We start from the raw sequence: 11,995 nt of genomic DNA, 5'->3' as shown, positions 1-11,995 counted from the left end.
TCGGACGAGGCGCCAGAAGCAACCTGTCTAAGTAATGTATGTGGCTCCTTCCGGCGCCTCGTTCGGCGTCTTTTCCCGCTGCATGCGTCTCTCTGGCAAGGCGGCGACGGTCCTCGTCATCCTCGGGCTTGACCCGAGGACCGAGGATGACCGGGCGTAGGGTCCGGCTTGGCAGAGTCCTCCGTAGAGTGTTCTGCCAGAGCCTGGCCGGTGGCCCGGGAGGTTCCCGTCGGATGGTGCACCATTCCGACCGGGACCCTCGCCCGGGGGATGATCGTCTGGCCATTCGCGACCTCACCATCATCCCCGCCGCTTTATCCGCCCCGCCGTCTGGTATGTTTGCGACGGCGTGGGCGCCTTGTCTGTGTGCCTCTGAGGCACGTCCTTCCGATCGGGGTATCCGGTGAGAGGCATCCGACCCCATCACCTTCGTTACCAGCCCCACGTCCAGAGGGAGACCGTTGCAGCGGGCCGGGGATTTGTGCCTGCGAGAGCACGCCACCCCGGCGCCGGCCCCGCTTCGCCTGACATCGCATCGCCAGGTGTATCCGAGGGCGGGACGGGGATTAGGGTAAGGGGGTGGAAATGGGTGGGGATGAAAAAAAGATTTTTTGTTGATTTTGTTGGGGGATTTCGGCTGGGCGTCCCCATCCAAAGATAATCTGAACAGGTAGAATGATAGCCTTGACGCACAACCTTTCGATGTAGCAAAGTGTCTTCAGCGCAATAGGACGGGATCGATGACTAGACGACTAAACTTGCGGCAGGGCGACATTCTTGTAAGTACTGATTATTCAGAAACAAACTGGAAGTACGCGTTTGTGTTAACTGCAGACTGCGACTTGTGGAATCAGAAATTCGGAAACTATCTGACGGTCATACCTATAGTTGACGCCAATTTTTATATCGAAAACATATATTGTTCAGATCAAATTCAGTCTGAAATAGATCGCATTTGTTCGCGTTTTTGTCAGCTCAACGGTCATTCGATCGATGTTGATTTTTTCTACGAGCATATATTCACCACGGATGTGGAGAAGCTCATCTCGCGTTATCCCGGAGTAGGTAGCCTGTCAGAGCTCCCGTACCTTCAGGACTATCGTGACGGCAAGATCAATGCCATCGACGCTCTAAAGGGCGTGTGTTCTGTCAGAAATGGGAGCTTCGACAAGCGCCTTCGTCAAGCGCTCACAACGATGAGACTCGAGCACTTCTTTCTAAACGAGTTGCCTTCAGTGCCCGGGCTCGGATTTGTGGCACTACTGCGCATGCCAACGATATTTGACGTGCGCAAAGTTACTTTGGCTGCAACCGATATGAATCATTCGTGTGTCGGTGAATTCGCATATCGCGGCGGATCTCTTTCCGACGGACTACGCTTCGCTGTTGCGCAAGCATTTGCCAATGTATTCTCTCGGATTGGGTTGGAGACTTCGTTTGAGCAAGATCGCGAAAACATAATATCGATTATCGTTGAATCCCATCAATCGGAGCGCTGAGATGAGTGACTACAATATAGCGATTGAGGAGGAGGCTGTAAGGCTAATTGCCAGATCGTCAATATCCGATAGGTTTTTCTCAGATTTTCACTTGCTCGTAAAAGATGGAAAATTGGCGACGGTTTTGATTTCCAGAACTGTGTTCATCTTTTGTGAGAAATCTCGGATTGACGGTAGGTTTCTGGTAATCGACGGGGCTGCTTGCGCCCTGTCAAAAGCAAAGCCTAACAGTTACGACCCCTTTGAGCGAATTATCACACTTGCAATTAGTAAGTTCGAAAATTCAGTTTCACTGCCTGTGAAGTGGGGCCTTTACACCGATGGTGCCCGTCGAGGTTCGTTTTTTGCTTACACAGCGGCGAAAGGTAGTACTTCTCGTATCTTTTACGAGGATCGTTGTGATAGTAGTCAAAATCTCTATGTATATTCCGTCACAAATGAGCATGTAGAGTTTGATGATGTGCCAATTAGTCGATCGGCTTACACCGATTTTGGAGATTCGCTACTTGATGCGTTCATCGCCTATGAAAATATAGATTTCACTCCGGCTCAAAATGATGGTGTAATTGAGATCGAGAACCCCGGCGGAGTAATTGCACACGGGTGGTCCTTGGATGAGTGGGTGAGCAAAAAGCTGACTACTTCCCAGCGCAAATTCATAGAGAAGGATTATTCTCAATCGGTGAGGTTGCGAGGAGCGGCTGGAACCGGAAAAACTATCTCGTTGGTAGTTAAGTTTCTTAGGGACTTCCTCCAGTTTACTGCGGACGGGAAAGAGGTTCGCCTATTGTTTCTGACCCATTCGAAGGTCAGCGCCGATCTGGTAAAGGATTTAATCGGACAACTCGATAGAGATGGCGCACGGCTTAATTCAGCTAATTCTGCGGCAAAAATAGCGACAATCTTTGAAATTGCGTCTGAGTTTGTTCAACGAGAACAAAGGGGCGTAAGTCCGATTGATATAGACGCATATTCGGGTCGAATAATGCAGCGAGAGTTAATCGAGTCCATTCTCGATGCCGCTCGCTTGACGTTGGCCACGCAGTTCTCGGATGAGGCTTCGCCTTCTTTTATTGCCAACATGTTATCCGATGAGCATGAAGTAAAACGGCGATTCGCATTTGAGATTATGAATGAAATCATGTCCGTCCTTGACGCTGAGGGAATTCGGTCAGGCAATAGCAAGGCCTTGGACTATATTAATGCTCCAAGACCAGAGTGGATGGTTAATCTTTCTGGAGTGGGGGATCGAAAAATTGTTCTCGATCTCCACAGAAGGTACAGGGAATTATTACGTGAGATGAGGGTGATTAGTGTCGATCAGCTGATTGCGGATTTTGTTTCGTTCCTGAGTTCGAATGTTTGGGATAACATCATTGAGCGGGAGGGTTACGACGCGATTTTTGTCGATGAGTTGCACCTCTTCACACCATTAGAGCGGATGGCGCTCAAGCCTTTGATGCGTCACTCCAGCCAATTTGGTGGCGTACAACCGATGTTTATGGCTTATGATTTGAAGCAATCAACTAGGGATTATTTCGCAAATCTTGTGACTGACGCTAAATCTACAAGCAATTGGATCGGTAAAACGACGGATGGCAGTGCATTGGTGGAGCTCAACGAAGTATTCCGCTTCACACCACAGATAGCTCGCTGTATCGCAGATCTTGCGGTCTCATTTGCTGAAATAGAGTTTCTAGACGAAATTGATAGGCGTGTTGGTGAGAGCGCTATCGAAGAAGGCGACGTGCCGGAAATGAGGGAGTTCTCTTCGAACCAGAGGATGTACGAGTGGGCGTTTGGACACGCTCGTTCACTGGCAACGTCACTTGGTTCTGGTAAGCGAGTCTGCATAATTTGTATGAACGACGACATGTTCGCCGTATATCGGGATGCAGGACGCCATGCTGACCATTTGATCTCAGTTGAAAGCAGAGAAGATCTGAATGATATTCGTTATGCTGGAAAAAGGTTTGTTTATAGTTCGCCAGAGTTTATAGCAGGTCTACAGTTTGACAATGTCATCGTTATTCATTGCGATCGTCGGACTATTGACGAAAATGAACTCGGTCCCCTTCGCCGTCGACGCAATTTGTCGCGACTTTATCTGGCCGCGAGTAGAGCCTCTAAAAAATTAATTTTTTGCGCATCCTTGGAGTTGGGAGGCATTTCTCCAACTTTCACTACAGCTATAGCGAAGCAGACGGTGCGCGTCCCTTGACCGGTTTGCCTAGTGTGTGGGTAAAACCTCAGCGCCCCGGGCGTCCGGTCTTGCCCTTCGTCCTTGCCTTGCGCTTGCCATCGCCGGGCTCCTCGTAGGAGCCGGCGCCGGAGCGGGCGCGGATGATGGGGCGGGGGTCGTCGGGTTGCCCCTCATCCGCCCTTCGGGCACCTTCTCCCCGTGAACGGGGAGAAGGAGGGGCCTCCGGCTTTTCCGGCAGCTTGCCGGTCACCGGCTTTTCGGTGCGGCCGACGGTCATTTCGTCGAGAGTGTTCTTGCGGAAATAGGAGCTTTCCGGGCCGGATTTCGGCATAGGCACGGCGCCTTCGGTGCCGGGGCCCATGTCGTCGAGGCTGGGTTTGGAGAAATAGCTGCCCTTGCCTTCCGGGGCGCCGGATTTGTTGCGGCCGGAGGGGGAGATGCGGGGCTGATCGGCGTCGCCGGTTGTGGGTCCTCGGGTCAAGCCCGAGGATGACGACGGAGGGGGCGGCGCCAAGTTTTTCCCTCTCGCGCCTTCGGCACTCGACGCCTCTTGCTTCGCGATCGGGTCGTCCATGGCGGCGAGTTCGACGGCCTTGAGGCGTTTGATTTCGTCGCGCAGGCGGGCGGCCTTTTCGAAGTCGAGGTCGGCGGCGGCGTTGCGCATGTCTTTTTCGAGCGCGTTGAGGTGGGCCTGGAGGTTGTTGCCGACGAGATGGCCGCCATCGGCGAAGCCCTTGCCGGAGACGCCGGAGATGTCGGCGCGGACGTGGTCGCGCTCGTAGACGCTGTCGAGGATGTCGGAAATGCGGGCCTTGACTGACTCCGGCGTGATGCCGTGTTCGGTGTTGTAGGCCATCTGCTTTTCGCGGCGGCGGGACGTTTCGTCCATGGCGCGCTGCATCGAGCCGGTAATCTGGTCGGCATAGAGGATGACCTTGCCGTCGACGTTTCGCGCGGCGCGGCCGATGGTCTGGACGAGCGAGGTTTCGGAGCGGAGGAAACCTTCCTTGTCGGCATCGAGGATGGCGACGAAGCCGCATTCGGGAATGTCGAGGCCTTCGCGCAGCAGGTTGATGCCGACGAGGACATCGAAGGCGCCGAGGCGGAGATCGCGGATGATCTCGATGCGCTCCAGCGTGTCGATGTCCGAGTGCATGTAGCGGACGCGCACGCCCTGTTCATGCAGATATTCGGTGAGGTCTTCGGCCATGCGCTTGGTGAGCACGGTGACGAGGGTGCGGTAGCCCTTCAGCGCCGTGTCGCGGATCTCGCCGAGCACGTCGTCGACCTGGGATTTGGCGGGGCGGATTTCGACCGGCGGGTCGATGAGGCCTGTGGGGCGAATGACCTGTTCGGCGAAGACGCCGCCGGCTTCCTCCATCTCCCAATTGCCGGGGGTGGCGGAGACGGCGACGGTCTGGGGGCGCATGGCGTCCCATTCCTCGAAGCGGAGCGGACGGTTGTCCATGCAGGAGGGCAGGCGGAAGCCGTATTCGGCCAGCGTTGCCTTGCGGCGGAAGTCGCCCCGGTACATGCCGCCGATCTGGGAGACGGAGACGTGGCTCTCGTCGATGAAGAGCAGGGCGTTGTCGGGGATGTATTCGAAGAGGGTCGGTGGCGGCTCGCCGGGCTTGCGGCCGGTGAGGTAACGCGAATAGTTCTCGATGCCGGCGCAGGAGCCGGTCGCCTCGAGCATTTCGATATCGTATTTCGTCCGCTGTTCCAGCCGTTGGGCCTCCAGCAGGCGGCCGCCCTTTTCGAGCTCGGCGAGGCGGAGCTTCAGCTCCTCCTTGATCGACTTGATGGCGCCGTTGAGGGCGGGTCTCGGCGTGACATAGTGGCTGTTGGCGTAGATCTTGACCGTCTTCATCTCGCCGGTCTTCTTGCCGGTGAGCGGGTCGAATTCGGTGATGCTCTCGATCTCGTCGCCGAACAGCGTGATGCGCCAGGCGGCATCCTCAAGGTGGGCGGGGAAGAGTTCGATCGTGTCGCCCCGGACCCGGAAGGAGCCGCGGACGAAATTGATGTCCTGGCGCTTGTATTGCTGGGCGACGAGGTCGGCCAAGAGCTGGCGCTGGTCGATGCGGTCGCCGACCGACATCTGGAAGGTCATGGCGGTGTAGGTTTCGACCGAGCCGATACCATAGATGCAGGAGACGGAGGCGACGATGATGCAGTCGTCGCGCTCGAGGATGGCGCGGGTGGCGGCATGGCGCATGCGGTCGATCTGTTCGTTGATCGACGATTCCTTCTCGATGAAGGTATCCGAGCGCGGCACATAGGCTTCCGGCTGGTAGTAGTCGTAATAGGAGACGAAATATTCCACCGCATTGTCGGGGAAGAAGTTCTTGAATTCCGAATAGAGCTGGGCGGCGAGCGTCTTGTTCGGCGCGAGGATGACGGCGGGGCGCTGGGTCGCCTCGATGACCTTGGCCATGGTGAAGGTCTTGCCGGAGCCGGTAACGCCGAGCAGGACCTGGGTACGGTCGTCATTGGCTAGGCCCTCGACGAGGTCCTTGATGGCGGTCGGCTGGTCGCCCGCGGGCTCGAAGTCGGAGGCCATGCGGATCGGCACGCCGCCTTCGGACTTTTGCGGCCGGGCCGGGCGGTGCGGCATCCAGAGTTCGCCGTTCTTGAACAGCGGATTGCCGCTTTCGATCAGGGCGGTGAGGGCTTCCACGGTCGCGGTGACGGCGCCGGTGGCGAGCGATTCGGCTTCTTCCAGCGAGACATCCATGCCGGCGATCGGGTTGAGGCCGGCGGCGGCACGGGTCTTCGGGTCATTGGAGGCGCCGATCGACACGCCGCGCGAGGTCTTGGTCGAGGTGGTGTTCTTGGCTGTAGCAGGCTTCGCCTTTTCCAGCGCGACCTTTTCCGCATGGCGGCGGGCCTCGATCTCGATCTTCTTGCGGTGTTTGCCGGCTTTCGACGCCAGTTCGCGCTGGCTCTCGACGGTCGAGGCCTCGGCTTCCGCCTCCAATTGCTTCACCCAATCCGAAACCGAGCCTGCGAGCGGCGCGCCTTCGAATGCGGTCTGCGGGGCTTCCTCGAAACTATCTGAGGGGGCGGAGGATTTGGGAGACTTTGCCATGGCCGGAATATGGAGAAGCGCGCCGGCAAAGGGAAGGGGCGGGGCCAGGATAATCAGAACAAAAACGCAACAGGAAGAGGAGGTTGTTGCCAGCGTGGCGGCAGGAGGGAAAGGGCGTCAGTGCTTGAAGACGTTGTCGCGATGCCAGCCGAGATAATGCGGGTGGGGACGCAGATGCGGGGCGGCCGGGACGCGTGCCTTGCCGTCCTTGACGAGCAGGTGGGAGATGTCTTCGTTCAACTGGCGGGACTGCAGGATGGTGAAGTCGTCTGCGAGTGACAGGAGGCCGCGATCGAACATCCAGTGGACGGTGCCTGAGAGGGCGATACCGTTTTGCACGGAATCGTTGCCGCCGCGTTCGACGGGCACGATATGGGCTGCTTCCACTTCGGGCCGGCCTCCGCCGTTGATCAGGCGAAGGCCCGTGAAGGCGCAGGTCCTGTCATAGACTTGCCGGATATGCTGGCGAAATTTCGCATCCCGGAACGGACGATTGATCGTCTGCTGCAGGATCGGCCGTTCATAGCCGTCTGCGACATACCCGGCTTGCGTCGGCTCATCGACTTCGAAGTAGGTTAGGGGGTCGGCTGGCAGATGACTGTCTCCCGCCTGGTCGATCCTTTGCGGCCACTCATCGGGTTCGGACAGGCCCCGGTTTACCAGGGCAGCAAATTCACCGTCACTGATCACACGGACTGCCTGGACGCTGCGCCCGGGATTGACGCTTCCATCGGGGCTTACCAACTGTCGCTCGAACCCGCCGTTTTCGCGGTAATCCAGTGGACGGTCAAAATCGATATAGTCAGCCAACCTGGCGTAATGGTGATCCGCAATCTCGTTGTCGTCGTCGATCGCCGTGACCCTGGCAAGGCCGGAGTAGTAGCGACTCGGCATGCCGGTCAGGGGGCCGTAATAGACGATCCAGTCACCCAGAGACTGCTGCACTCGGGAGAGGTACATTTTCGGGAAGTGATAAAGCTGTCCTCGGACATCCTTATAGCCGCTCCCGTCCTTGTGGTAGAAAATCGCCTTTGCCATGGCCGTCCTGAGTCATTTCGCTTCGCCAATATGCAGTCGCGGTCCGCAGACGCAACCATCGTTCAATCACGCCACCGACAGATGTTTTGACCGGGTCTTGCGCTTGAGTGCGGTCGGCTGGTTCTCGGCGATCCAGGTGTCGAGGGCGTTTGCAGGCATGGGGCGGGCGAAGAGATAGCCCTGGGCGATGCTGCAGCCGAGGCGGGCGAGGATGGCGGCGTCTTCGGGTGTCTCGACGCCTTCGACGACGATGTCGAGGGAGAGGGACTGGCCGAGGCTGATCATGGCCGAGATCAGTTTCTGGTTGGTCTCGCTGCGGGCGACGTCCTTGACGAAGCTGCGGTCGATCTTCAGGCGGTCGACCTTCAGGCCGATCAGATAGGCGAGGGATGAATGGCCCATGCCGAAATCATCGACGGCGAGCTTGTAACCATCCTGTTCGAGCTGCTTCAACTGCTCGTCGGCCAGTGCGGGATCGAGAATGGCCTCCTCGGTGATCTCTATCTCGAGTGCCGATGGCGCCACGCCATGGGCGCTGGTGACACGCTGCAGCATGCAAGGCACGGAATAGAGCGCAAATTCCCGCGGCGAAACGTTGAGTGCCACCGTCACGTCGCCGAGGTGGAAATCAGGTAGGCGGCGGGCGAGCAGGCAAGCATCGCGGGCGATACTTGCAGTGAGCTGTTCCGAGAGATGCACCGTGCGTGCGGCGTTGACGATTTCCGGTGGTGACACGAAGCCGAGCTGCGGATGCTGCCAGCGCACCAGCGCCTCGAAGCCGGTGATGCGGCGTGTCGTCAGGTCGACCTGGGGCTGGAACCAGGCGCCAATGGCGCCGCTCTGTATGGCGCGGTCGAGGTCCTGCTCGATGATGCGCTTGCGCTCGGCATTGCGGCGCAGGTCGGGGTCGAACTCCCGCAGCTGGCGGCGATCGGCGCGCTTGGCGTCGTAGAGTGCCATGTCTGCGCAGGCGAGCAGTTCTTCGGCATTGTCTGCGTGATCTGGATAGGCCGCGAGGCCGACGCTCAGGCCGATGACGGACTGGCGCTGGTGCCAGTGAATCGGCCGACGGCTGGCTTCGAGCACGGCGGCCGCATGGGTGCGGGCGCGATTCAAGGCATCCGGACCGCTGACGACCACGGCGAATTCATCGCCGCCAAGACGGGCGATCAGGCTGCCGTCCTCGACGAGCGATGCAAGGCGGGTGGCGATCTCACGCAGCAGCGCATCGCCGGCGCTATGGCCAAGCGTGTCGTTGATCGACTGGAAACGCTCGACGTCGAAGATCAGCAGGGCGACCTGTTCGTTGACAACGGCGGCCCTGGCGATGTCGCCGGCGAGGCGTCCGTGAAAGAACATGCGGTTGGCGAGGCCGGTCAGCGTGTCACGGTTGGCCAAGGCTTCGAGACGAGAGTTCTGACGAAGGATGTCGCTGTTGGCACGGGTCAGACTATCAGCGAGTGCGGTCGCCTCATGGCGGGCGACCTGGCTGTTGACGAACATACGCTCCGCCCAGAGGCTGCGGCGGATGAAAACGAAGATCATCAGGCTGAGGCAGACGCCGACCAGCACGTCATTGAAGCGCCAGTTGCCAATCAGATTGACCATCAGGGAGAGCAGAATCGGGATGGAGTAGTTCAAGGCGAGCGGCGTGTAGCCGATCTGCTTAACGACCGATCCGGCGGCCATGCCGCCCATCATCAAGAAGAGTGGGGCATGGCGCCCGAGCGGTTCGAAGTCGTCAATTGTCCAGGGCAGTGCGGCCCAGACGATGCCCGAGGCGAGCGCGCCGAGCGAGAGAATGGTCAGGCTGCTCTGCGGCGCCGACAACAGCTTGCCGCGTCGATTGAGCGCATTCATGGTATAAGCCCTGATGGCGACCACAATGATCGACACGACATACCAGGAGACGTTTGTCCAGCCTGCCTCGTTCTGAAGGTGCAGGATGAACAGGCAGACGGTGAGTGTGATCAGGTTCAAGACGAGTGTGGAGCGATAGCCGTCGGCGATGTCCGCCACCTGGGCTTGCAGCACTGCCGGCACTGTTCCGCCGCTTCGGCTCTCGTTCAACCACATAAAACAAAACCCATACCAATCGCAATAAAACATCAATAACAAGAGCGACTTAACGGGGTGTTATCGCGGCTCGCCGCAATTTAACTAGAAATCATCGGCAACTTTTTGGTGGTGCTAAAATGTGAGTTCGCGTCGCTTTTGCCCGCTTTCACTCTGGCCTTCCAAGCACTGATTTCGTCGCGCAGGTTGCAAAACGCTACACGCAAGGGAATTCAGTGGCGGCCGAGAATGCACAGCCCATAGTCGAGACCATTTGATATGTAGATATGTGCAGGCGACTCATGGGTCGCCTGCATCTCCCCCTCCATCTCACGAGTTCTCCATGCCGAGCCTCTCTCCCGCCGCTCTCTGGCCGATCCTGCTTCTTTCCCTCTCGAACGTCTTCATGACATTCGCCTGGTACGGGCATCTCAAATACAAGACGTCCGCCCTCTGGATCGCGATCGTCGCGAGCTGGGGCATCGCCTTCTTCGAATATTGCCTGGCGGTTCCTGCCAACCGGATTGGTGCGGAGGTCTATTCGGCCGCGCAGTTGAAGACCATTCAGGAAGTCATCACGTTGATCGTCTTTTCCGGCTTCTCGGTGTTCTTCCTCAAGGAAAGCCTGACCATCAACCATGTGATCGGCTTTGCCCTGATCGCTGCCGGGGCTGCCTTCGTCTTTCGCGGATGAAAGGCGGCGCGGCCAAGTTCTGGTCGCGCCGTCTTCTGGCCGGTTTGGGGCCACCGTGTCTCTAGCTTGCGGTAGCGACGCGATCCGTGCCGATACGCCAGGCCGGAAGGACGATGGCAGCCAAGAGGAGAGTGTTGAGCAGGACGTTGACGCTCGCGCCGGATACGAAGGAGCCGGTGCTGTCGACGAGATACCAGGCAAATGTCCCCTCGATCATCAATAGACGGGCAAGCTTTGGATCGGCCGGCAGCAGGCGGTCGATGATCAGCCACATCATGACGCCCCAGCCGACCATGACCCCGCCGCCTATGGCAGCGAGTACGCGGGCGGCCTGGGTATCTATGGGCTGTGCGCCGTCAAGCGGCCAGAACACCGCGTCGGCGAGGAGGGTTGCCGGCAGCGAAACGGCCGGGTGGGCGCCGAGGGCGACGAGCAGGCCCAGCAATACGATGAAGAGACTGGTGAGCTTCAGCCAGGTGGCGGCAAAATCACGGGACATTGGCAATTTTCCTTTCCGGTTGCGATGACGTGACCATGGCGGCCGGCCGGACGTGTCGCAATTACTCCGCAGGTAAGTGACGAGGCGCGCTGCATCTGCCAGAAGTTTTTGCAATTGCCGCTCGGAACGCTGCAGCATGGAGGATGTCATGACGGGTGATTTTGGTGGTCAGTTGCGCAATTGGCGCGACAAGCGACGGATGAGCCAATTGCAGCTGGCGCTGGTTGCCGATGTCTCCGCGCGGCACATCGCCTTTCTTGAGACGGGACGGGCGAAGCCGAGCCGGCACATGGTTCTGCGGCTCGGCGAGGCGCTGGAGGTGCCGCGGGCCGAGCGCAACCTGATGCTGGATGCGGCAGGCTACCGCGCGGCCTATGCCCGCCGGCCGCTGGACAGCGCAACCATGGCACCTATCCGCAGGGCGATCAGCCACATGATTGCCGGGCATATGCCCTATCCGGCCTTTGTCTTCGATCGCTGCTGGACCGTGATGGATGCCAATGCGAGCGGTCATGCCATGTTGTCGGGCTTCGGCCTTGCTGCCGGGGACAGCTTCATCGACTTCCTGCTGCAGCCCGGACAGGGCGCAGAACTGGTGGAGAACTGGCATGAGGTTGCCGGGCATCTGGCGGCCCGTTTCAGACTGGAAAGCGCTCATCTCGGCGGCGATGCGATGCTGGAGCGGGCAGCCGAGGCGCTGGCTTGCGAGGTGGGAGAGGGCGATCACGGCGTAAGCGGCGATCTGCCACCGGTTCTAGCGGTGCGCTTTCGCTTCGGTGGAATGGTCTATCCGATGTTCTCGACGATCACGCAGTTCGGCACGGCGGATGACATCGCGCTCGCGGATATCAAGATCGAAATGTTCTTCCCGTCGGATGAATCCTGCGAAGCTTTCTTCCTCAGCATGGCCGGCTGA

At 58.5% G+C, this 11,995-nt stretch carries 8 protein-coding genes; 4 read left to right on the top strand and 4 right to left on the bottom strand.

Translation table 11 applies throughout. The annotated features are described in order from the left end of the window. Positions 1 to 740: 740 nt before the first annotated feature. Entirely contained in the window at positions 741 to 1,499 is a 759-nt protein-coding gene (locus IP85_RS19765; RefSeq protein ID WP_054151383.1) for a hypothetical protein, read from the top strand. Between the two features lies 1 nt (position 1,500). Then, complete coding sequence (locus IP85_RS19760) at positions 1,501 to 3,720, top strand: UvrD-helicase domain-containing protein (RefSeq protein ID WP_054151382.1); 2,220 nt, start codon at positions 1,501 to 1,503, stop codon at positions 3,718 to 3,720. A 28-nt stretch (positions 3,721 to 3,748) separates the two neighbouring features. Here IP85_RS19760 and uvrB read toward each other — a convergent pair whose 3' ends face one another. The 3 genes from uvrB to IP85_RS19745 form a co-directional block, all read right to left on the bottom strand. Next, positions 3,749 to 6,793, bottom strand: coding sequence for an excinuclease ABC subunit UvrB (uvrB, locus tag IP85_RS19755; RefSeq protein WP_054151381.1), 3,045 nt, complete (start codon positions 6,791 to 6,793; stop codon positions 3,749 to 3,751). Positions 6,794 to 6,910: 117 nt separating this feature from the next. Then, positions 6,911 to 7,831 carry an HNH endonuclease gene (locus IP85_RS19750; protein WP_054151380.1) on the bottom strand — a complete coding sequence of 307 codons (921 nt, stop codon included), beginning with the start codon at positions 7,829 to 7,831 and terminating at the stop codon, positions 6,911 to 6,913. A gap of 66 nt (positions 7,832 to 7,897) precedes the next feature. Further along, the gene (locus tag IP85_RS19745) at positions 7,898 to 9,907 is read right to left on the bottom strand and encodes an EAL domain-containing protein (protein WP_245280914.1); all 2,010 of its coding nucleotides are present in this window, start codon (positions 9,905 to 9,907) and stop codon (positions 7,898 to 7,900) included. Positions 9,908 to 10,229: 322 nt separating this feature from the next. Between IP85_RS19745 and IP85_RS19740 the strand changes: the two genes are divergently transcribed. Next, complete coding sequence (locus tag IP85_RS19740; RefSeq protein WP_054151378.1) at positions 10,230 to 10,580, top strand: DMT family protein; 351 nt, start codon at positions 10,230 to 10,232, stop codon at positions 10,578 to 10,580. A gap of 61 nt (positions 10,581 to 10,641) precedes the next feature. Here IP85_RS19740 and IP85_RS19735 read toward each other — a convergent pair whose 3' ends face one another. Continuing rightward, entirely contained in the window at positions 10,642 to 11,079 is a 438-nt protein-coding gene (locus IP85_RS19735) for a hypothetical protein (protein ID WP_054151377.1), read from the bottom strand. A 148-nt stretch (positions 11,080 to 11,227) separates the two neighbouring features. Here IP85_RS19735 and IP85_RS19730 point away from each other — a divergent pair, with 148 nt between their 5' ends. Beyond that, the gene (locus tag IP85_RS19730; RefSeq protein WP_054151385.1) at positions 11,228 to 11,995 is read left to right on the top strand and encodes a helix-turn-helix transcriptional regulator; all 768 of its coding nucleotides are present in this window, start codon (positions 11,228 to 11,230) and stop codon (positions 11,993 to 11,995) included.

It is taken from the genome of Rhizobium sp. AAP116, from assembly GCF_001295785.1.
Classification (GTDB): Bacteria; Pseudomonadota; Alphaproteobacteria; order Rhizobiales; family Rhizobiaceae; genus Allorhizobium.
Note: the sequence above shows the minus strand (reverse complement) of the source record. Positions and strands in the feature narration are given on the sequence as shown.